The sequence below is a fragment of the Leucobacter sp. USHLN154 genome, assembly GCF_037145595.1.
Lineage (GTDB): Bacteria > Actinomycetota > Actinomycetes > Actinomycetales > Microbacteriaceae > Leucobacter > Leucobacter alluvii.
Map to the genome: position 1 here is coordinate 79,424 of NZ_JBBCXF010000006.1, position 20,725 is coordinate 100,148.

The following is a 20,725-nucleotide window of genomic DNA, read 5'->3' on the forward strand; positions in this document are numbered from 1 at the left end:
TCACGCTGCGTCCTCCGCTCGCGAGTACACGCGCTCGCCGCCGATCCATGTCTCGTCGACGCGCGCGGTGTGCAGATCTGCAGGGGCGAGGTCGAAGAGATTGCGGTCGAGAATGGCGAGGTCGGCGTAGTAGCCGGGCTCGATGCGTCCGGTGACGTGATCGAGGTGGTTCACTCGGGCCGTGCCCTGGGTGTAGGCGTCGAGCGCCTGCGCGAGGGTGAGCCGCTGCGACTCGGGGCCGAGCGGGGGCAGGTCGTTGTGCGGCGAGCGCCGGTTCACTGCGATGTGGATCGCCTGCACGGGGTCGGGGCTCGAGACCGACCAGTCGCTTCCCGCTGCGAGGCGCGCACCCGATGCGACGAGTTCGCCGAAGGGGTAGTGGTGCTCTTCGGCGTCGTCGGCCAGGAAGGGCAGCGTGAGCGTGTCCAGCTGATCCTCGTGGCACGCCCACAGCGCCTGAATGTTCGCGGTCGCTTCGAGCGGGGCGAAGCGGGCCACGTCCTCCGAGCGCACGACCTGCAGGTGCGCGAGGTGGTGGCGGTTTCCGCTCGCGCCGTTCTCCTGTCGGGCGTGCTCCACGGCGTCGAGCGCGTCGGTGACCGCACGGTCGCCGAGCGCGTGGAAGTGCACCTGCATCCCTTCGCGGTCGAGGGCGGCCACGAAGCGCGCCATGTCGCGTGGGTCGAAGAACGAGATGCCGCGATTCTCGGTCGCGTTGCCGTGGTGATCCCGGTAGCACTCGTGCATCGCAGCGGTGAAGTTCTCGGCGACGCCGTCGACCATGACCTTCACGGAGGCGAGCGAGAGCTGGTCGGGGTGGCACTGGCTCGCGACCTCGTCGCGGCGGGCGAGTATCGGCCCGAGCTGGGCGTCGCCGTCCTCTCGGTTCCACCACTGCGCTCCGCGCACGCGCACCTTGAGCGCGCCGTCCCGCGCCGCGCGCAGGTACACCGGCACCGTGTCGGGGCTGCCCATGAATTCGCCGACCGCTGCGTCCTGCCAGGCGGTGATGCCGAAGGAGAGGAGGTGCTGCTGCGCGGCGAGGAGCCCGGCGTACGCCTGCTCGAGTGTGGGCCGCGGCCGCACGGCGCCGAAGAGGCTCATCGCTCCCTCGTGGGCGGTGCCGGCCGGGGTGCCGTCGGGTTCGCGCTCGAAGCGCCCGTCGGCTGGGTCGGCCGTCTCTGCGGTGATCCCGGCGAGCTCGAAGGCGCGGGTGTTCGCCCACGCGCCGTGGTGGTCGCGATTCTCGAGCAGCACCGGCCGGTCGGGCACGATCTCGTCGAGCATCTGACGGGTGGGGGTGCCGCCGGGGAAGGCGTCCATCGACCAGCCGGCCCCCTGGATCCAGGGGAGATCGGGGTGCGCGTCGGCGAACGCGGCGACGACGGCGAGCGTGTCCGCTGCCGTCTCGCAGCCCGAGAGATCGCAGCTCAGCAGCTCGACCCCCGCCATGACGGGGTGCACGTGCGCGTCCTGGAACCCGGCGATCACCAGTCGGCCGTCGAGGTCGACGCGGGTGGTCGCTGATTCGGCGAGGCGTGCCACCTCGTCGGGGTCGGTCGAGAGTATGCGTCCGTCGGCGATGGCGACCCCGCCGTAGACGGGGGAGCTCTCGGTTCCGGTGTAGACCCATCCGTGCTCGAGCACGGTGTCAGCGGTCGGGGTGTGCGTCACCGCAGCCTCCTTCGGCGTATCTTCTTCGATGCGTAGGTGTTCAAGGTATGCGTAATCGAGCGCTGAGTCAACGTTGTTGACATGATCGTTGACTTTCCGCGACGCCGCCTGGTTACACTGATCCCACACCGGAATGCGCCGGATGCACCGATCAAGATGGAGGCCGATGGTGGCGAGTGGTCCGAGCACGAGACGCGTGCGGCTCGATCAGCGCACCATCGTCGACGGGGTGCTCGAGCTCGCCCGCACCGAACCGACCTCGCGGGTCACCTTCAAGCGTCTCGGCGAGCATCTCGGCGTCGACGCCTCGGCGATGTACCGTCACTTCCGCAACAAGGACGAACTGGTGCGGGCCTCGCTCGACCGCATCAGCGGCTGGGCGTCAGAAGCCGGCCGTGCATCCTCCGGTACGTGGCGCGAACGGCTCGAGATCGTCGTGACGCGCACCGCGGAGCTGAGTCTCGAGTACCCGGCGATCGGCAAGGAGGGCGCGGTCACCGACCCGGCCGGCCCCGGAGATGCCTCGGCCGTCGAATTCCTGCTCGAGATGCTCGTCGAGGCCGGGTTGAGCGGTGACGCGCTCATCCGGTTCTACGCGGCGATCTCGGGGTTCATGCTGGCGCACTCCTCGGCGATGGCGAACGAGGCCTTCCAGCGGGGCCACGCCGCCCGCGACGGATCGATTCCCTGGATCAGCACCTTCGGGCCCATCACCCTCAGCGACTACCCGCTCGTGGACGCCCACCGCGATGCGCTGCTCGCAGTCGACGGCATGGCGGTGTACCGCGCCGGCGTCTCCGCGATCCTCGATTCCGTCGAACGCGCGGTTACGGCCTGATCCTCGCCGTTTCCATCCCGAGTAGGGTGGAGGGGTGAAGCGGGCGCGGCCCGGGAAGAGGAGGTGGCTGGCGGTGTCTGAACGCGGCGATGCATCGAGTGCTCCGACCTCGACCGCCCCCGCGAGCGGGTCGGCAGCCGACACCATCGCGCTGCTGCGATCGCTCATCCGCGAGGCCTGCGTCAACGACGGCAGTGTCGCATCGGGGCAGGAGATTCGCAGCGTGCGGGTGCTGCAGCGCTTCCTCGCAGAGGCCGTCGCCACGGGCCGCGTGGAGACGCACGTGCTCGAATCGGCTCCCGGCAGGGCCTCGCTCGTCGCGCGGCTGCGCGGAACCGACCCGGATGCTCCCTCGCTCGGACTGCTCGGGCACCTCGACGTCGTGCCCGTGGATCCCGACGGGTGGACCAGAAACCCCTTCGGCGGTGATCTCATCGACGGAGAGATCTGGGGCCGCGGCGCCGTGGACATGCTCTACCTCACCGCCGCATTCGCCTGCGTGCTGCGCGACGCGGCGCTGGCACCGGAGCCGCCGCGAGGCGACCTCGTGCTGCTCGCGGTCGCAGATGAAGAGGGCGGCGGGGAGTACGGCATCCACTGGCTCGTACGGCAGCACCCGGAGACGGTGCGCGTCACCGAAGCGCTCTCCGAGTCGGGTGGCATGCGCATGGGGCGTCATGTGGCGATCGAGGTGGCCGAGAAGGGGTCCGCCGGTCGGCGGCTCATCATCCACGGCAAACCCGGCCACGCCTCGATCCCGTACGGCGCGAAAAGCGCGTCGTACCGCGTGGGCGAGGTGCTGCAGCGTTTGGGTGAGGTGATGCCCGCCGCGCAGCTCGGTCCGCTGTGGAACGCGTTCGTCGGCGCGCGTATTCAGGATCCAGCGCTGGCCGAGCGACTGCGCGATCCGGTGCGCCTCGACGCCGCGCTTCCGCACCTCGGCGGCATCGCCGGATACGCCCACGCGGTCTCGCGCATCACCATGTCGCCGACGGTGCTGCGCGCCGGCATGACGCACAACGTGATTCCCGCGATGGGCACGATCGACCTCGACATCCGCACCCTTCCTGGCACGACGGACGCCGAGGTCGATCGCCTGCTGCGCGCCGTGCTCGGGCCCCTCGCCGACGACATCGAGATCGAGCACCTGCGCGGGTGGGCCGCCACGGCCTCGCCGTCGGACACGCCGCTCTTCGCCGCGATCGAGCGCGCGGTCGAGGCGGTCGCCGACGCCCCGGTCGTACCGATCATGGCGGCGGGCGGTTCAGACGCACGAGTGCTGCGCGAACTCGGCATTCCAGCGTACGGCTTCGGCTTGCTCGGCCCCGAGTGGAGCTATGAGCGGTACCGCGAGGGCGTGCACGGCAACGATGAGCGCATCGACGTGGAGTCGGTCACCCTCTCGCTCGAAGCCTTGCAGCGCATCGTGGCCGATCGTCTCCGCTGAGCTCGGAGCCGGCTCCCGTTACGACTGCACCGCGTGCTGAGCGCCGGCGATGGCCGACTCGACGAGGTTGCTCGCGGGCACCGAGGTGCCGGCAGCGGTGGCGGTCAGCCACTCATCGGTCGACGCGACGGCGGCCCAGTTGGACTGCAGCAGCGCCATCAGCGTCTGGTGCACGGTCGTGGCCGAGGCCGATCCCGCCGCGTTCGACAGGTGAATCGCTCCGGTCGCGTCTGACAGGACCTCGGTGGTGAAGCCGAGCACCTCTGCCTCCGCAGCCGATGCCAGAATGCAGTTGTTCGTCATGTAACCGGCCAGCGTGACGGTGTCGATGTCGCGCTCGCGCAGCCACTCCGCGAGACCGGTGCCCGGGTAGACGGAGCTGTACTGCTTGACGACGTGCTTCCAGTCGTCGGTGCGGTGCCGTTCGATCTCGGGGTGCAGCGCGAACGACGCGCTGCCGGGGCTGAAGACCGGGGCGCCCTCTCCGCCGTCGTGCTGCACGACGACGACGGGCATGCCGGCCTCGGTCGCAGCCGCGATCGCGGCGGTGGTCTTCGCGAGTGAATCGGTGATGCTCGGGTAGTGGATCTCGAGTGGGCCGTCGAAGTACTGCTGCTGGATGTCGACGAGGACGAGGGCGCGGCGCGGGGATGCCATGGGATGCTCCTGGAGGTCAGCGGGTGCGCATCCGGGTGCGGATGCTCTCCCTACGATCTGCCATCGGAGCCCCCCTCACAAGTGGCAGAAATGCCGCGATATGATGGTTTCGGGCCAGACTGAATCTCGGAACGACGGGAGCATCGATGCGGATCGCGATATACGCCTTCCCCGGCGTCACCATGTTCCATCTCGCTGTCCCGCAGATGGTCTTCGACGAGGTGCGCCGCCTCGGTCTCGCCGATTGGCGCACCGAGCTGTTCTCAGGCACGGCGGGCGCGATCCGCACCGCTGAAGGGCTGACGCTCAGCGGGGTGCACGGTGCCGATCGCGCGGATGGGGCCGATCTCATCGTGGTGCCCTCGTGGTACGAGGACGGCCGGTCGCCCGATTCCGGCCTCCTCGACCTGCTTCGACTCGGGCACGCGCGAGGAGCGACGATCGCCGGTCTGTGCCTCGGTGCGATTCCCGTGGCCGACGCCGGAATCCTGGCGGGGCGCCGCGCCGTGACGCACTGGCAGGCGTTCGGCGCGGTATCGGAGCGGCACCCCGACATCGATCTCGACGAGACGGTTCTCTACGTCGACCACGGAGACGTGCTCACGGCGGCGGGCACCGCCTCCGGGCTGGACGCGTGCCTGCACATCGTGAGGGGACGTCTCGGCGCCGACGCGGCGAACCGCGTCGCCCGCAGTCTCGTGGTGGCGCCGCATCGCGACGGTGGGCAGGCGCAGTACATCGATCGACCGCTCCCAGCGGCATCGGCCGGAGATCCGGTCTCGGACGTGCTCGATTGGTCGCTCGCCCACCTGGACCAACCCCTCTCCGTCGACCGGCTCGCGCACCGAGCGCACATGAGTCGCAGAACGTTCGTGCGCGCATTCCACGCAGCGACAGGATCCACGCCCGCCGCCTGGGTGCGCGCGCGCCGCCTCGACGAGTCCCGTCGCCTGCTGGAGACGACCCAGTGGTCGGTCGAGCACATCGCGGAGGCGTGCGGATTCGGCAGTCCCGTCACCTTCCGTCAGGGATTCGCCGCGGCATACGGCGTCGCGCCGTCCCGGTATCGCAAGACGTTCGAAGCGGTGCGCGCCTGACGCGATCGGGGTCGGGCGGCGCCTAGGCCCACCCCACGACGAGGCGCGCGGCGTCTGCGGGCACGAGCGGGTCGACGCCGGTGAGATCGGCGAAGCGGCGCAGTCGGTTCGCGAGCGTGTTGCGGTGGCAGAACAGTGCATCGGCGGCCGCGCCGATGCTGCCGGTCTCGAGGTAGCTGCGCGCCGCCTCCTCGAGCCGCGCTCGCTCTGCCGGCGTGCATCGGGCGAGCGCGTCGTGCACGTCGGCGAGGATCGGGTTGCCGGCGTCGAGCAGGCTGCGCGCGGCCAACCGCGCCCAGCCGCGACTCCAGGTCATGGCGCCGGATTCGTCGGCGACGAAGGCGCGCGCGAGCGACGCCGCGGTGGTGGCGGCGCGTCGCAGGTCGACGACGCCCCCGGGGGCGAGAGTGATGCCGACGCGCAGGTCGAGCACGCGCACGGCGACCTCTGACAGTCGCGACCCGGGAAGGGCGACCTGGCGCATGAATGCGATGAGCGTCTCGCCGAGGTGGTGCGTGAACACCTTCCCGCCCGCCCGCTCGAGCTCGGAGATGTGCACCCGCAGGGCGGCGATGTCGTCATCGACGGCGGCCACGACGTGGAGCGGAGCGGCGTCGCCGAGCCCCAGGTCTGCGGCGATCGTCTCGAGCCGCTCTGATCCCGGTTGCACGTCTTGGAAGAGCGCTGCGATGAGGCCCTGCCGGACTGACGCCTGCTCTTCGTTCATGCGCTGCAGCTCGGCGAGGTACGCCGCTTCGGTCTGGTGCACGTAGTCGTCGACCGTGCGCAGCACGATGTTCGTGTGCCGCACGATGAGCTGCGCGTCTTCGGCGGTCGCCGCCCGGGTGAGCGCTTCCCACAGCACGGTGAAGTCGTGTCGAATGGCCGTCATGAGGGAGGTGAGCGGGATGCCGGCGCGCGCTCGCGACACGCCGACGTCGGTCGCGACCGGCACTGGCGCGGCGAACCCGCCGGCGCGCAGCCCCTCGATCAGGGAGATGAATGAGAGCGTGCCCGTGCGTCGCAGTTCCGAGACGGGAATGGGCGCCGGGTCGTAGCCGGGCACCGTCCCGACCTGCGCGAGGAACCGGTCGGTGAGCGACTCCGGGTCGAGCTCTCCGAGGAGTTCGAGCCATCGATCCCGGTCGGCTGCCTCGGGGGTGTCGCTGAGCGCGTCGGCGGAACGATCATCCATTCGGCCAGTGTATGTGCACATGCACTGAAATCTTGTCGCGTTCGGGGGCGATATGGCACCCGCGATGTGCGGATTCCCTGCAATGATCGAGTACCGACGCCCGCGCAACCGCGCGAGAGCCGCACCTCACGGATCCCGCATCCTCGACGGAGAGAACGCATGAGCGAGACAACCCACACGGCATCGATCGAATACGGTGCCACGCAAGAACTCAGCGTCAAAGACGCCAACAAGGTCGCACTCGGGGCGCTGATCGGCACCGCACTCGAGTGGTACGACTTCTTCCTGTTCAGCGCCGCCGCCGCGCTGGTCTTCAACGTCCAGTACTTCACGAGCGAGAACGCCACTGCGGCGGCGCTCGCATCGTTCGCGACGTTCGGCGTCGGCCTCGCCGCGCGCCCCATCGGCGGCATCATCTTCGGGCGCATGGGCGACCGCATCGGTCGCCGCAAGGTGCTCATGATCACGATCGTCGGCATCGGCATCGTCACCGGCCTCATCGGCCTGCTGCCCACCTACGCCGCCATCGGCATCGCCGCCCCGATCCTGCTCGTGCTGCTGCGCGTGCTCCAGGGCCTCTTCGTCGGCGGCGAGTGGTCGGGCGCCATGACGATCGTGGTCGAGAACGCGCCGCTGCACCTCCGCGCCCGGTACGCGGCGATCCCGCAGATCGGCTCGCCCATCGGCACGATCCTCTCCTCCGGCGGATTCTTCGTGATGACGCTCATCCTGTCGCAGGAGAGCTTCAGCTCCTGGGGCTGGCGCATCCCGTTCCTGATCGCATTCCCGCTGCTCATCGTCGCGGTCTACATCCGCTCGAAGCTCGAGGAATCGCCGGTCTTCCGTCAGCTCGAGGAGTCGGGCGAGATCGACAAGACCCCGGTGGCCAGCACCTTCAAGCACAGCTGGAAGCAGATCATCGTCGGCATGGCAGCAGCACTGCTCGGCGTGGGCGGGTTCTACCTCGTCACCGCGTTCTGCGTGTACTACGGCGTGAACGTGCTCGGCTACGACTCCTCGCTGATGCTGCTCGGCAGCATGGTCGCCGCCACCGTCGAGATCTTCGTCCTCATCTGGGGCGGTGTGCTCGGCTCCAAGTACGGGGCGAGCAAGGTCATCCTGTGGGGCGGCGTGACGTCTGCCGTCGTGGCGATCCCCGCCTTCCTCATGCTGGCCTCCGGCAACCCCGTGCTGGTCGTGCTCTCGATGACGCTCGCCGTCGCGGCCCTGTCGCTGCCGTACGCGGCGTCCGGCACTGTGCTCACCGGGTTGTTCCCGGCGAAGACGCGGTACACCGGCGTCGGCCTGGCGCAGAACACCGCAGGCATGCTCTCGGGCTTCATCCCGCTGCTCGCGACCGGCTTCGTCGCCGCGGCGGCCAACCACTGGTGGCCGGCTGCCGCGATGCTCATCTTCCTGAGCCTCTTCTCGGCATTCGCAGGCGCCGTCGCGCCTCGCCTGAGCGTGAACCTGCCCGGCTTCAAGCACTGATCGAACGGGTCGGTGCGGATCTCCGGAAGGGGACCGCACCGGCCCTTCTCGTTCTCATCCCGTTGTACCCCGGAAGGATCGCACCACATGTCACAGTCGGCAGGCCACCTCATCGTCCGCACCCTCGAGGCGCACGGCGTGCAGCGCGTCTACGCCGTTCCGGGTGAGAGCTACCTCGACGTGCTCGACGGTCTGCACGATTCGTCGATCGACACGGTCGTCTGCAGGCAGGAGGGCGGCGCCGGGTTCATGGCGCTCGCCGAGGGGCGGCTCACCGGCGTGCCGGGTGTCGCGATGGTGACGCGGGGCCCCGGCGCTGCGAACGCGATGATCGCGATCCACACGGCGTGGCAGGACGCGACGGCACTGGTGCTCTTCGTCGGCCTCATCCCGGTCGCCGACCGCGAGCGCGACTCGTTCCAGGAGTTCAGCCTGACGGGCTGGTTCGGTTCGACGGCGAAACGCGTCATGACCATCGACGATGCGGATCGCGCGGGCGAGCTCGTGGCAGAGGCCTTGCGCACTGCAGCTGCCGGTCGTCCGGGCCCGGTCGTCATCGGTCTGCCGGAGGACGTGCTGGTGGAGCTGACCGACGCCGCGCCGAGCGCGCCCATCGCGGTACCCGACCCGCAGCCCTCGGATGCGGAGATCACCGCGCTCGCCGAGCGGCTGACCCGCGCCGAGCGGCCCGCGATCGTCGCCGGCGGCGACGGCTGGCACGGCGGCGCGGGGCGCGCGCTGCTGGAGTTCGCCGCCGCGGCGGGCGTTCCCGTCTTCACCGACTGGCGCGCCTACGACGCCGTGCCGCACGAGGGTGCGGCGTGGGCGGGCTGGCTCGGATACGGTCGCGCTGACGCGGTAGCGGCGGGGTACGCGGCGGCAGACCTCCTGGTGCTCGTCGGGTGCGGCAGATCCGATGTGATGAGCGACGGATACCGTCTCGGCTTCGGAGCCGAGACGGTGCTCGTGACGATGGACCCGGAGGCCACGATGCATGCCGGGCGCATCGACCAGCAGGTGCTGTCGTCCCCTGCGTCGTTCGTCGCCGCGCTCGGCGCGCTCGACGCCGCGGACATCCGCGGCGACCGAGACGACGCGTGGATGCGCGACCGGTCGGAGGCGCAGCAGCGCTTCGCGGCGCACCGACCGGATGCGTCAGTGCCCGGTGTCGCCGGCGCCTCCGGGATCCCTGCGGAGACCGAGCACCCGGGCGTCGACCTCGGAGTCGCGTTCGGAGAACTCGACGACCGCCTCGAGGGGCAGGCCGTGCTGACGTTCGGCGCGGGCAACGCGACGATCTGGGCGCATCGATTCGTCACCCATCTCACCCCTGCGAGCCTGGTCGGCGCGCGCAACGGCGCGATGGGCCTCGCGGTGCCAGCAGCCGTCGCGGCATCGCTCGCGTTCCCCGATCGCCGTTCGGTCGCGGTCTGCGGCGACGGCGACTTCATGATGAACGGGCAGGAACTCGCCACCGCCTTCGCGCACGGCGGCACGCCGTTGGTCATCGTCGTCGACAACGGCATCTACGGCACGATCGTGCAGCACCAGGAGCGGCACTACCCGGGGCGCCCATCGGGCACACGCATGGCGAACCCCGACTTCGCCGAGTGGATGCGCGCCTTCGGCGGGCACGGCGAGCGAGTCGAGCACACCGATGACTTCGCCGGAGCGCTCGATCGTGCGCTCGCAGCCGACCGCCCAGCACTCATCCACCTGCTCATCGACGACAGCGTCATGCCGCCCGCCGCCGACGAGATCGCAGCCTGAGGAGACCCCCATGCAACTCGACCTGATTCTCACCGCTCGCGAGATCCTCACCATGGATCCCGCGCGCCCCTCCGTCACATCGGTCGGCGTCCTGAACGGCCGAATCGTCGGCTTCGACGAGGAGATCGCCGGCCTCGAAGCCGTCACGACCCACGATTTCGGCGACGCGTGCGTCACGCCAGGCCTCATCGACGCGCACTGCCATACCGCCTGGTGGGGGCTCGGGCTCGCGTCGATCGATCTCAGCACGACCCGCGGACTCGATGCCCTGTACGCCCAGATCGCGGCCGAGGTCGAGCGTCTCGACGCCCTCGGAGACGCCGACGCATGGGTGCACGGCACGGGCTTCAACCAGGCGCACCACGGCGGGGCGTTCCCCGACATCGCGCGTCTCGACGAGATCACCGGCGAACGCCCGCTCTACCTGCGCCACACCTCCGGCCACGCTTCGATCACGAACAGCGCCACGCTCCGGCTCGTCGGCGCGTTCGGGGCCGACTTCGAGAACCCCACCGGCGGCGTCGTCGTGCGAGACCCGCAGGGCGCGCCCACCGGTCTGCTCGAAGAAGCCGCGCAGGGGCTCGTCCAGGCGCTGCTGCTGCCCTACTCGACCGAGCGACTCGTCGAGGCTCTCGAAGCGGCGACCAGCCGATACGCCGCGCAGGGGATCACGAGCTTCACCGAAGCAGGCGTCGGCGGGGGATGGATCGGCCACAGCCCCATCGAGGTCGCGGCCTACCAGGCGGCGTCCGAGCGGGGACGGTTGCACGCGCGCGCCCAGCTGATGCCCGCGATCGACGCGCTCCGGCCGCTCAGCGGGCACGCCTCCGACTTCGCCGGCGAAGGTGCAGGGGCGGGCCTCGATCTCGGCATCCGTGCAGGCTTCGGCGATGACGCCGTGCGCTTCGGGCACGTCAAAGTCTTCCTCGACGGTTCGCTGCTCGGAGCCACAGCGGCCGTGACCGAGGACTACTGCGGGCACGAGCACAACACGGGCTATCTGCTCGACGAGCCGGCGGTCTACCGCGAGCGCGCACTCGGCGCATACCGGGCCGGGTGGCCACTCGCCTTGCACGCCATCGGCGACGCGGCGATCGATCTCGCCCTCGATCTCATCGAGGAGGCGCAGGATCGCTACGGACGGCTCGACGTTCCGTGCCGCATCGAGCACTTCGGCATCGCCCGACCCGACCAGGTGGAGCGCGCCGGGCGGCTGCGGGTGGCGGTCACGCCGCAGGCCGGGTTCATCAGCGCCTTCGGCGATCAGATGGCGGATCGCGTCGGCCGTGACCGCGCGGACTGGCTGTACCGCGGGCGGTCCGTGATCGACGCCGGCATCATCCTCGCCGGCTCCTCCGACCTGCCGGTCGCTGACAACAATCTGCGTCGCGGCATGCAGGCGGCCGTCGACCGCCGCACGGAGAACGACACCGTGCTCGGCGAGGCCGAGGCCATCACTCCGGAGGAAGCCCTGCGCACGCACACCGAATGGGCGGCGCGCGCGACGGGGCAGTTCGCCGACAAGGGAACGCTCGAGCGCGGCAAGCTCGCCGATTTCACCGTGTTCTCGGCTTCGCCGCTGACGGCGCCCGACCTGGCCGAACTCGGCATCGTCGCCACCGTGCTCGGCGGTGCGCTGAGCTACGACTCGCGATCCTGATCGATCGGGTCCGGGTTCCGGCCGAACGCCAGCAGGGCTCGCGCTGCCTCTGCCGGCACGGTCGGATCCCACCCCGTCACGCGATGAAACGCCTGCAATCGGTTCACCACGGTGTTGCGATGCACGAACATCTCCTCTGCCGTGCGCTTGATCGAGCCGTTCGCGCAGAACCGCGCGAACGTGTCGAGCAGCCGCGCGCGCTCGTCCGCGCGAACCTGCTGCATCGCGTGACGCGCATGGGAGAAGACCTGCGGCATCGCTGACAGGACCGTGTCGGACGCGAGGGCGAGCCAGAGGTCGTTCTCATCGCTCAGCCGCCCGGGTGTCGCGAAGGGGAGCAGCTGGTGGGCGAACTCGACAGCCGGCGGCACTGCGGCGAGGCCTCGAACCGTGGAGATCTGCACGCCGCCGATGCTCGTCAGCGGATGATCGCCTGCCACGCGCGGTCTGACGAACAGCACGCTGTCGTCGAAGTCCCAGGCGAAGAAGCGCTGCCGGGTGCGCTCGAACGTGATGGCGATGCGGCGGGCGTCAGCAGCCGAGAACGTCGGGATGAGGCAGATCTCGAATATCGCATCGGCCGGAAACCGCAGTCGTGCAGCGATCTCGGCGGCGATGCCCGCCGGGTCGTCTGCGGCCAGCAGCTGCGCGAACGCCCGCGTCTCCTGAGTGCGGCTGTCGGAGGCGAGCGCTTCTCGCTCGTCGAGGAACGCGACCTGCACCGCGTGAATGTAGTCCTCCACGGAGGTCAGCACGGGTTCAGCGTGCTGCACCAGTTCGTCGGCATGAGCATCGCCGGCGATCGAGACGAGGCCGGCCCAGAGCACCCGGTAATCGAGCCGCACGGCTTCCAGCAACTGATCGCGATCGACTCCTTGCCGTGCGCGCCTCACCCCGAGCCGCTGCGGCAGATCGACGAGGCCGCGCGGTACCGGTCGACCGGCCAGTCGCGCGATGAGGTAGGAGAGCGTGTCATGGGCCGTCTGCCGCAGGTCGGCTTCCTGCACGGAGGCGTACCCGCCCCTGAGCCGAGTGAGGCGGGCGAGGAAGTCGTCGACGAGCGCAGGGAGATCGGTCTCCAGCCGCTGCAGCGCGACCGACCACCAGTCGCGGGTCTCGGCGGAGGGTTGAGCAATCACACACCCCATTTTGCTTGATCGCCGCTCGCTCGGCTCGCCCCTTGTGCATTTCACTAGAACTTCGCGGGACTCGTGTGCAGATGCTGCTTGTCGGGGCCTCGGAGCGCTGGGAGGGTGAACTCTGACCCGATCGCCACTCGAATCACAGGAGACTCGATGACTACGACGCCCGCTCAGGACACGGAAGTCCGCAGCGCACGACTCGACCAATCCAAGATGAGGAAGATCGCCACCGCGAGCGTCATCGGCACGACCGTCGAGTGGTACGACCTGTTCCTCTTCGGAACCGCTTCCGCGCTCGTCTTCAATCAGGTGTTCTTCCCCGATCTGCCCCCGGCGGTCGGAACGATCCTCTCCTTCCTCACGTTCGCCGCCGCCTACGTCGCGCGCACCCTCGGCGCGATCCTCTTCGGCCACTTCGGCGATCGTCTGGGCCGCAAATCGATGCTCCTCATCTCGCTGCTGACCATGGGCGGCGCGACGCTCGCCATCGGTCTCGTGCCCGACTTCGCGACGATCGGCATCGCGGCGCCGTTCATCCTCCTGACGCTGCGCATCATCCAGGGCCTCGCGCTCGGCGGTGAATGGGGCGGCGCTGTCCTGATGACCGTCGAGCACGCTCCCCAGGAGCGCCGCGGCTGGTACGGATCGCTCGTCCAGGTGGGCGTCCCGTTCGGAACGCTCCTCGCGAACGTCGCCTTCCTCATCGTCACGGCGACGGTGTCGACGGAAGCGCTGTACACGTGGGGCTGGCGCGTTCCGTTCATCGCATCGGTGCTGCTCGTCGCGGTCGGCATCTACATCCGACTCAACATCGAGGAGACGCCGAGCTTCCAGCAGGTGCGCGAACAGGGCGCCAAGGCGAAGCTCCCGTTCGCCTACCTCATGCGCCACTACTGGAAGCAGGTCATCCTCGGCGGTGTGGCGACGCTGTCGACCGGTTCGAGCTTCACGCTCATGGTCGCATCCGGAGTGAACTACGGCACGAGCGAGCAGGGGTACTCCGCGAACCTCATGCTCTGGGTCGTGCTCGTCGCCTGCCTGCTCGGCATCTTCTTCATCCCGTTCTTCGGGCGGCTCTCCGACCGAGTCGGACGCAAGCCGATCATCGCCGCGGGTATCGCTGCTGAGGCCCTGCTCGCGTTCCCATTCTTCTGGTTGCTGAACACGGGCAACCCCGCGGCCGTGTTCCTCGCGTACGGCCTGATGATGATCGCCTTCTCGGCGAACTACGGGCCGATCGCCACCTTCCTCGCCGAACTGTTCGGAGCGAAGGTGCGGTATTCGGGGCTGTCCGTGGCGTACATGCTCTCGGGATTGCTGGGCTCGGCGATCACCCCCGCCGTGACCGTGTGGCTCCTCAACCTGACCGGGCAGAGCGATTCGATCGCCTGGTACATCGCCGCCTCAGCAGGGCTGTCGTTCGTGGCGCTCTTCCTGTTGGGGGAGAACAGCCAGAAGAACATCGACCGGGTGGAAGCGACCACCAGCGTGGACGTCGCGCCGTGATCCGGCGGATCAGCGCAGCAGCGGGGCTCGCCCCGGTGCTGGGTCCGTATTCGCAGGCGGTCGTCGCCAACGGCTTCGTCTTCACGACGGGCCAGGTGCCCTTCGGCGCAGACGGCTCCGCGCCGGAGGATTTCGAAGACCAGGTGGCGCGCTGCCTCGAGAACCTCGTCTCAGTGCTCGCTGCGGCGGGAAGCGGCCTGCAGCACGTCGTCAAAGTCAACGCCTACCTGACATCTCCGGAGCAGCGCGAACCGTTCAACCGCGTGTACGCGCGGTACTTCACCGACGACCTGCCCGCGAGGACGACGGTCTGCGTATCGATCTGGGAGATCGCGCTCGAGATCGAGTGCGTCGCGGTGGTGCCCGAGGTCGTCGCATGACGCTCGAGCACGCTCAGCTTCTCGACGCTCTGCGCGAGGTCGAGCTGCCGACGCTCGGCCACTTCATCGAAGACGGGTTCGTCGACCCCCGGGTGCATCCGGTCACGCGGAGCCCGCAACTCGTCGGTTTCGCGAGGACCCTCGACCTGCGCGAACCCGACGCGTACGAGGTGAACCGAGCGCTTCTCGCGGCCCGGCCCGGCGAGGTGCTCGTGATCCGGGTCGCGGGCGGTGCGCACGCGCCCGTCGGAGCCGTCACCGCGCGAGCTGCGATCGCGCAGGGTGCGGTCGGCATCGTGGTCGACGGCCCGGTCACCGACGTCCAGGCGCTGCGCGAGACGCAGGATCGGTTCGCCGTGTACGCGACCGGGCTCACCGCTCGAACGACGAAACGCACCGGCACACTGGCGGGAAGCGCTGTCGACCAGCCCGTCGTCATCGGCGGCGTGCCCGTGTCGACCGGGGACCTCGTGCTCGGCGACGCGCACGGCGTGCTCGTCCTCCCGGGCGGCCGCATCGACCCGGAGGTGCTCAGCGCGGCTCGGGCATCGGATCGCGACGAGCCCGAGCTGCTCGCGCGGATCGCCGCGGGCGAATCGCTCGCGTCCCTGCTCCCGATCGGCCCCTGACCCCGGACTTCACAGTCTCACTCACACCGTTTTTGGAAGGATTATCGTATGTCGCAGTCGGCCGGTCATCTCATCGTTCGCACGCTCGAGCAGCACGGGGTCTCCCGTGTCTACGCAGTGCCAGGGGAGAGCTACCTGGACGTGCTCGACGGTCTGCACGATTCGTCGATCGAGACGGTCGTGTGCCGGCAGGAGGGCGGTGCGGGGTTCATGGCGCTCGCCGAGGGGCGCCTGACCGGCGTGCCGGGGATCGCGATGGTGACGCGCGGCCCGGGGGCGTCGAACGCGATGATCGCGATCCACACGGCGTGGCAGGACGCGACCCCTCTGGTGCTGTTCGTCGGGCTCATTCCGGTGGCCGACCGTGAGCGGGACTCGTTCCAGGAGTTCAGTCTCACCGGATGGTTCGGGTCGACCGCGAAGCGGGTGCTCACGATCGACGACGCCGATCGTGCGGGGGAGCTCGTGGCGGAGGCCATGCGGATCGCGGCCTCCGGCCGCCCCGGTCCGGTCGTGGTCGGGTTGCCGGAGGACGTGCTCGTGCACGTGACCGAGGCTGCGCCGAGTGGGCGGATCGCCTCCCCGAACCCGCAGCCGTCACGTGCCGAGATCGAGGAGCTCGGTGAACGGATCGCCCGCGCCGAGCGCCCGGCGTTCGTGGTCGGAGGTGACGGCTGGCATGCAGGAGCTGGCCGAGAGGTGCTCGCTTTCGCCGAATCCGCAGGCGTCCCGGTGTTCGCGGATTGGCGTGCGTACGACGCGGTGCCGCACACCGGAGCCGCGTGGGCGGGCTGGCTCGGGTACGGCCGCGCGGATGCGGTCGCTGCCGGGTATGCGGAGGCAGACCTCCTCGTGTTCGTCGGGTGCGGTCGATCCGACGTGATGAGCGACGGATACCGACTCGGATTCGATGCGGAGACCGTGCTCGTCGGCGTCGATCCCGAGGCGACGATGCATGCGGGGCGACTCGATCAGCACCTGCTCGCAACGCCGGAGGCCTTCGCGAAGGCGCTCTCCGGTGTCGATGCCGCTGCAGTTCGCGGCGACCGCGACGATTCGTGGATGCGAGACCGGTCAGTGGCTCAGGCGCGGTTCGCGGCGCATCGACCTGACGCGTCGGTGCCCGGTGTCGCCGGCGCTTCGGGGATCCCGGCAGATGTCGAGAATCCGGGCGTCGACCTCGGCGTCGCCTTCGGCGAGCTCGACGAGCGGCTGCGGGGCGAGGCGGTGCTCACCTTCGGCGCGGGGAACGCGACGATCTGGGCGCACCGGTTCGTGAAGCACCTGACCCCGGCGAGCCTCGTGGGCGCGCGCAACGGCGCGATGGGCCTCGCCGTTCCGGCGGCCGTCGCGGCCTCACTCGTGTTTCCCGATCGACGTGCGGTCGCGGTGTGCGGCGACGGCGATTTCATGATGAACGGGCAGGAACTCGCGACCGCGGTCGCGCACGGCGGGAAGCCGCTGGTGATCGTGGTCGACAACGGGATCTACGGGACGATCGTGCAGCATCAGGAGCGGCACTATCCGGGTCGACCGTCGGGCACGCGGATGGCGAATCCCGACTTCGCGGCCTGGATGCGGTCGTTCGGGGGGCACGGTGAGCGCGTCGAGGCCACAGAGGATTTTGCGGGGGCGCTGGATCGCGCACTCGCGGGAGATGCTCCCGCCTTGATTCATGTGCTGATCTCGGACAGGGTGATGCCACCGGCATCCGACGAGATCGCGGCCTGAGGCACTCGCGCAGCAGACGACAGTGAAGAACGAGAGAACAGAGACGACCATGACGCAGCACCTCGATGACGCATTCCTCGCAGACTGGGCCGTGCACTCGCGCTTCGGTGCCGTGCCGGGCACGAACGGCGTCGACCGGCAGGCCGCGACCGCAGCCGACGGCGAGCAGCGCGCCTGGTTCGCGCAGCTGCTCGAGCAGCACGGATTCACGGTCGAGCGCGATGCGGCCGGCAACCAGTTCGGGCTGCTGGAACTCGTGCCCGGTGCGCCCTACGTGCTGACCGGGTCGCACCTGGACTCGCAACCGACCGCCGGCCGCTTCGACGGCGCCTTCGGCGTGATGGCGTCGGCCCACGCGTGCTTCCGCGTGGCCGAAGAGTTTCGTGCCGATCCGTCGGCTGCCCGTGTGAATCTCGCGGTCGTCAACTGGTTCAACGAGGAGGGGTCGCGCTTCAAGCCCTCGATGATGGGCAGTTCCGTGTTCACCGGCAAGATGCCGCTCGACGCAGCGCTCGCGACGACCGATCCGCGAGGGGTGACGGTCGGCGACGCGCTCGATGCCATCGGGGAACGTGGCGCCGGTGACGTATTCGGAGGCGACTCGGGCCGCGAGGTCGCCTCGTACGCCGAGATCCATGTGCAGCAGGGTCGGAGCATGGAGGAGGACGGCGTCACGATCGGTCTCGTGAATGCGACGTGGGCGGCGCACAAGTTCGAATTCACGGTGACCGGGGCGCAGGCGCACAGCGGGTCGACGCTGATGGTCGATCGGCGCGACGCCCTGCTCGGCGCGGCCAGGCTTGTCGTGGCGGCGCGCGAGCTCGTCGACGAGTTCGAGCCGGGCGCGCTGCACACCGCGTGCGGTGAGCTCAACGTGTATCCCAACTCGCCCGTGGTCGTCGCCAGTGAGGTGCGGTTGCTGCTCGACCTGCGCTCGCCGAGCGCCGACGTGATCCGGGAGGCCCATGCCTCGCTGCAGCGCACGATCGAGCGGGTGCAGCGCGAGGATCGCGTGGAGATCGCCGTCACGGCCGAGCACAGCTGGGATCAGAACCCGTACCCCGAAGCCGGCGTCGAGCTCGCCCGTGAGGTCGCGGAGGAGCTCGGTCTCACCCATGATCGCGTGATGACGGTCGCCGGGCACGACTCGACCAACATGAAGGACACGGTGCCGACCGTCATGCTCTTCGTGCCGAGCGTCGCGGGCATCTCCCACAGCCTCGACGAGTTCACGGAGGAAGCCGATCTCGTCGCGGGAGTCGACCATCTCACCGGCGTCGTGCGCCGGCTCGCCGGTGGCGCGCTGCTCGATTGAGGTCGTTGCGGTAACAACCTTGCTTCCGAATCTAGCATGAAGATACTACAATTCGGATATGAAGAGTATCACGATGACCGAGTTCAATCAGCGTGTGTCGTCTGTTGCGCGCAACGCGATTGAACGCGGCGAGACGGTTCGCGTGACCAACCGCGGCCGCGTCGTGCTGCGACTGGTGCCCGAGCCTGTGAGCAGCGGCGATCCGATCGATGAGCTCGTCGCCGCCGGGCTGGCGTCCGCGCCGCGACGCGGTCACCGTCCCATCGGGCACCGCTCGCCCGTCCGTCTTTCTCGCGATCTCGACGAGTTGATCGCAGAGGTGAGCGATGACAGCGCGCTCTGAGGAACTGGACCGCAGCTACTGGTACCTCGACACCTCGGTCGCGCTGCGCATCCTGCTGGGGCACAGCCAATCGGCGATCGACTGGTACGACAATCTCGCCGATCGGCGCGCGACGTTCGTCTCATCACGCATCCTCGAGCTCGAGATGAAACGAGTGCTGCGCCGCGAGTCCATCGCAGTAGATGGGGCCGATGAGTTCCTATCGGAGCTCGCCCTGCTCGCGGTCGACAATCGATTGATCACGGAGGCAGCGGCGATCCGCCCCCACATCAAGTCTCTCGACGCATTGCATCTGGCTTCCGCGCAGCGAATCGGTGCTGGCAACGTGACGATCGTGACGCACGATGCGAATATGGCGACCGTCGCCGACTCGCTGGGATTCGACGTCGTCGATCCGGTGAATTGAGACAGCGCCGCCCGCTCGTTCTCGGGAACCCGGCTCAGCTCCAGGTGAAGAGCTCGCGGGGGTGCGTGAGGCGCCAGCCGTAGTCGGGCGCGGTGATCGCGGCACCTGTGATGACGTCCAAGGCGCGCTCGTCGGATTCGGTGGGGCCCGAGAGGTGCAGGATGCCCACTCGTCGCCCGGCTTCGGCATCGGCCCCCGTGAGTCCGGCATCCGGCGCGCCGGCCTCGGAGAACCCGCCCGTCTCCAGGGCGACCGTTCGCTCTGCGGCTTCTCCGGGGAGGAGCACGACTTCGGCGCCGTCGCCCGATATCAGGATCGGGATCTCGACGCCGTCGGCCGTTCTCGCCGTGCCGACCCGCTCGTCGTGCGCCACGATCTGCGTGCGTGCGGGCGCGGCGTCCAGCGCGGAGAACATGCTGAGGCTCGCGCTCAGGCGATCCTCGGCCGTCGCTCGACCCAGCACGACCGCGAGCTGGACGACATCGCGACCCAGCGCATCGCTCGTGCGCGCCGCCGCGAGGTTGTATCCGGCGACACTCGTGCGCCCGGTCTTCATGCCGATCACACCGTCGAGCGCTCCGTACAGCGGGTTCGTGTTCTCCACGGTGCCGATGCCCCATGGAAGGGAGACCTGCGGCATCGCGACGATCTCGGCGACCGTGTCGTTCGCGAGCGCGAGGCGCGCGAGGCGCAGCACGTCGGACGCGGAGGCCGCATTGCGCTCGTCCGTACCGGTCGGCTCGAACAGCGAGAGCGATGCGAGCCCTTCGCGGTCCTGCCAGGCCCGGACCGCGGAGAGAAACGCATCGTTGTCGCCGAACACCGAGTACGCGTAGGCTGCTGCGAAGTCGTTCGCCGACGGTACGAGCGCGAGCTGCAGCATCTGACGCGCGGTCACCTCGGTGCCGACGGGTATGGGAAACGCGACGCCGTCATCGGCGACGTACCGTGCCTGCCGCGCGGCGTCCTCGGCCGTCCAGACGTGCGTCGGCCCTTCGGCGCCCGCAGCCACGGGTGCTGCATCGAGCGCGACGAGCACGGTGACGAGCTTCGAGATGCTCGCGATCGGCGCCGGGCTCTGCGTGTTCGTCCAGATCTCGTCGTCGTGCAGCCATCCGATCGCGGTCGGCTCCGGCTCGGCATCGACCGCCCGTCGCACGTCGGCATCGTCGGCCGAGATCGTGACCGCCGCGGGTGCGTCCAACGTCACCACCGGTTCTGGCAGCGGAGCGATGGCGCAGACGACGGCGTAGCCTGCCGCGAGCACGATTGCGAGGGATCCTGCGCCGATTCCGATGACTCGCCCCGCGCGTTGGCGGTGCCCGGCGGCGGTCCGCGGTGCTGTTCCGGAGGAGCGCTCGCCAGGGGGGCTCGGTGCTGCGTTCGGGCTCACTCGACCCACACTAGGGGCTACAGGGGCACTGGACACTCGGGTGCTAGGCGC

General features: G+C 69.4%; 18 protein-coding genes. 13 read left to right on the forward strand and 5 right to left on the reverse strand.

From position 1 onward, the window contains the following. On the reverse strand, positions 1-1,674 hold the full coding sequence (locus WFH23_RS11785; protein WP_336662653.1) for an amidohydrolase: 1,674 nt from the start codon (positions 1,672-1,674) through the stop codon (positions 1-3). A 166-nt stretch (positions 1,675-1,840) separates the two neighbouring features. On the opposite strand from WFH23_RS11785, the gene WFH23_RS11790 reads away from it, so the two are divergent. Then, positions 1,841-2,512 (forward strand): TetR/AcrR family transcriptional regulator, encoded by a 672-nt coding sequence (locus tag WFH23_RS11790; protein WP_234037116.1) that lies wholly within the window; start codon positions 1,841-1,843, stop codon positions 2,510-2,512. A gap of 73 nt (positions 2,513-2,585) precedes the next feature. After that, a complete protein-coding gene (locus WFH23_RS11795; RefSeq protein ID WP_090146227.1) occupies positions 2,586-3,959 on the forward strand; it encodes a M20/M25/M40 family metallo-hydrolase in 1,374 nt (457 codons plus the stop codon). 18 nt (positions 3,960-3,977) lie between these two features. Here the strand turns inward: WFH23_RS11795 and WFH23_RS11800 are convergent, their stop codons facing one another. Continuing rightward, entirely contained in the window at positions 3,978-4,616 is a 639-nt protein-coding gene (locus tag WFH23_RS11800; protein ID WP_200330448.1) for an isochorismatase family protein, read from the reverse strand. Between the two features lie 146 nt (positions 4,617-4,762). Here WFH23_RS11800 and WFH23_RS11805 point away from each other — a divergent pair, with 146 nt between their 5' ends. Then, on the forward strand, positions 4,763-5,713 hold the full coding sequence (locus tag WFH23_RS11805) for a GlxA family transcriptional regulator (protein ID WP_090146232.1): 951 nt from the start codon (positions 4,763-4,765) through the stop codon (positions 5,711-5,713). 22 nt (positions 5,714-5,735) lie between these two features. Here WFH23_RS11805 and WFH23_RS11810 read toward each other — a convergent pair whose 3' ends face one another. Continuing rightward, a complete protein-coding gene (locus tag WFH23_RS11810; RefSeq protein ID WP_336662654.1) occupies positions 5,736-6,908 on the reverse strand; it encodes a helix-turn-helix domain-containing protein in 1,173 nt (390 codons plus the stop codon). A gap of 159 nt (positions 6,909-7,067) precedes the next feature. Between WFH23_RS11810 and WFH23_RS11815 the strand changes: the two genes are divergently transcribed. The 3 genes from WFH23_RS11815 (at position 7,068) to WFH23_RS11825 (ending at position 11,829) form a co-directional block, all read left to right on the forward strand. Continuing rightward, entirely contained in the window at positions 7,068-8,399 is a 1,332-nt protein-coding gene (locus tag WFH23_RS11815; RefSeq protein WP_090146236.1) for an MFS transporter, read from the forward strand. Positions 8,400-8,486: 87 nt separating this feature from the next. Continuing rightward, positions 8,487-10,169, forward strand: a complete 1,683-nt coding sequence (locus WFH23_RS11820; protein WP_090146238.1) for a thiamine pyrophosphate-dependent enzyme — start codon at positions 8,487-8,489, stop codon at positions 10,167-10,169. A gap of 10 nt (positions 10,170-10,179) precedes the next feature. Further along, positions 10,180-11,829: an amidohydrolase gene (locus tag WFH23_RS11825; protein WP_200330442.1), complete on the forward strand. Its 1,650-nt coding sequence runs from the start codon at positions 10,180-10,182 to the stop codon at positions 11,827-11,829. Here the strand turns inward: WFH23_RS11825 and WFH23_RS11830 are convergent. Beyond that, positions 11,811-12,968: a helix-turn-helix domain-containing protein gene (locus WFH23_RS11830; protein WP_141653191.1), complete on the reverse strand. Its 1,158-nt coding sequence runs from the start codon at positions 12,966-12,968 to the stop codon at positions 11,811-11,813. The two genes, WFH23_RS11825 and WFH23_RS11830, sit on opposite strands and share 19 nt — an antisense overlap. A gap of 156 nt (positions 12,969-13,124) precedes the next feature. Between WFH23_RS11830 and WFH23_RS11835 the strand changes: the two genes are divergently transcribed. From WFH23_RS11835 to WFH23_RS11865, 7 genes are read left to right on the forward strand one after another with little or no spacing between them, the layout of a single operon-like run. Continuing rightward, positions 13,125-14,477, forward strand: a complete 1,353-nt coding sequence (locus WFH23_RS11835) for an MFS transporter (protein ID WP_234037115.1) — start codon at positions 13,125-13,127, stop codon at positions 14,475-14,477. After that, the gene (locus WFH23_RS11840; protein WP_336662655.1) at positions 14,474-14,857 is read left to right on the forward strand and encodes a RidA family protein; all 384 of its coding nucleotides are present in this window, start codon (positions 14,474-14,476) and stop codon (positions 14,855-14,857) included. Before WFH23_RS11835 ends, WFH23_RS11840 begins: the two co-directional genes overlap by 4 nt. After that, positions 14,854-15,486 (forward strand): RraA family protein, encoded by a 633-nt coding sequence (locus WFH23_RS11845; RefSeq protein ID WP_336662656.1) that lies wholly within the window; start codon positions 14,854-14,856, stop codon positions 15,484-15,486. Before WFH23_RS11840 ends, WFH23_RS11845 begins: the two co-directional genes overlap by 4 nt. A gap of 48 nt (positions 15,487-15,534) precedes the next feature. Next, entirely contained in the window at positions 15,535-17,217 is a 1,683-nt protein-coding gene (locus WFH23_RS11850) for a thiamine pyrophosphate-dependent enzyme (RefSeq protein ID WP_336662657.1), read from the forward strand. 49 nt (positions 17,218-17,266) lie between these two features. Further along, positions 17,267-18,532: a M20 family metallo-hydrolase gene (locus WFH23_RS11855; RefSeq protein WP_336662658.1), complete on the forward strand. Its 1,266-nt coding sequence runs from the start codon at positions 17,267-17,269 to the stop codon at positions 18,530-18,532. Positions 18,533-18,590: 58 nt separating this feature from the next. Beyond that, positions 18,591-18,875, forward strand: coding sequence for a type II toxin-antitoxin system Phd/YefM family antitoxin (locus WFH23_RS11860; protein WP_336662659.1), 285 nt, complete (start codon positions 18,591-18,593; stop codon positions 18,873-18,875). Beyond that, entirely contained in the window at positions 18,859-19,281 is a 423-nt protein-coding gene (locus WFH23_RS11865; RefSeq protein ID WP_336662660.1) for a type II toxin-antitoxin system VapC family toxin, read from the forward strand. The genes WFH23_RS11860 and WFH23_RS11865 overlap by 17 nt, the downstream gene beginning before the upstream one ends. Positions 19,282-19,315: 34 nt before the next feature. Here WFH23_RS11865 and WFH23_RS11870 read toward each other — a convergent pair whose 3' ends face one another. After that, entirely contained in the window at positions 19,316-20,674 is a 1,359-nt protein-coding gene (locus tag WFH23_RS11870) for a D-alanyl-D-alanine carboxypeptidase family protein (protein WP_336662662.1), read from the reverse strand. Positions 20,675-20,725 lie beyond the last annotated feature (51 nt).

Excerpts from the sequence above, each read along its gene's own strand:
- WFH23_RS11790 (WP_234037116.1), top strand. The coding sequence starts at position 1,841 with ATGGTGGCGAGTGGTCCGAGCACGAGACGCGTGCGGCTCGATCAGCGC.
- WFH23_RS11800 (WP_200330448.1), bottom strand. The coding sequence starts at position 4,616 with ATGGCATCCCCGCGCCGCGCCCTCGTCCTCGTCGACATCCAGCAGCAG.
- WFH23_RS11805 (WP_090146232.1), top strand. The coding sequence starts at position 4,763 with ATGCGGATCGCGATATACGCCTTCCCCGGCGTCACCATGTTCCATCTC.
- WFH23_RS11810 (WP_336662654.1), bottom strand. The coding sequence starts at position 6,908 with ATGGATGATCGTTCCGCCGACGCGCTCAGCGACACCCCCGAGGCAGCC.
- WFH23_RS11815 (WP_090146236.1), top strand. The coding sequence starts at position 7,068 with ATGAGCGAGACAACCCACACGGCATCGATCGAATACGGTGCCACGCAA.
- WFH23_RS11820 (WP_090146238.1), top strand. The coding sequence starts at position 8,487 with ATGTCACAGTCGGCAGGCCACCTCATCGTCCGCACCCTCGAGGCGCAC.
- WFH23_RS11825 (WP_200330442.1), top strand. The coding sequence starts at position 10,180 with ATGCAACTCGACCTGATTCTCACCGCTCGCGAGATCCTCACCATGGAT.
- WFH23_RS11835 (WP_234037115.1), top strand. The coding sequence starts at position 13,125 with ATGACTACGACGCCCGCTCAGGACACGGAAGTCCGCAGCGCACGACTC.
- WFH23_RS11845 (WP_336662656.1), top strand. The coding sequence starts at position 14,854 with ATGACGCTCGAGCACGCTCAGCTTCTCGACGCTCTGCGCGAGGTCGAG.
- WFH23_RS11850 (WP_336662657.1), top strand. The coding sequence starts at position 15,535 with ATGTCGCAGTCGGCCGGTCATCTCATCGTTCGCACGCTCGAGCAGCAC.
- WFH23_RS11855 (WP_336662658.1), top strand. The coding sequence starts at position 17,267 with ATGACGCAGCACCTCGATGACGCATTCCTCGCAGACTGGGCCGTGCAC.
- WFH23_RS11860 (WP_336662659.1), top strand. The coding sequence starts at position 18,591 with ATGAAGAGTATCACGATGACCGAGTTCAATCAGCGTGTGTCGTCTGTT.
- WFH23_RS11865 (WP_336662660.1), top strand. The coding sequence starts at position 18,859 with ATGACAGCGCGCTCTGAGGAACTGGACCGCAGCTACTGGTACCTCGAC.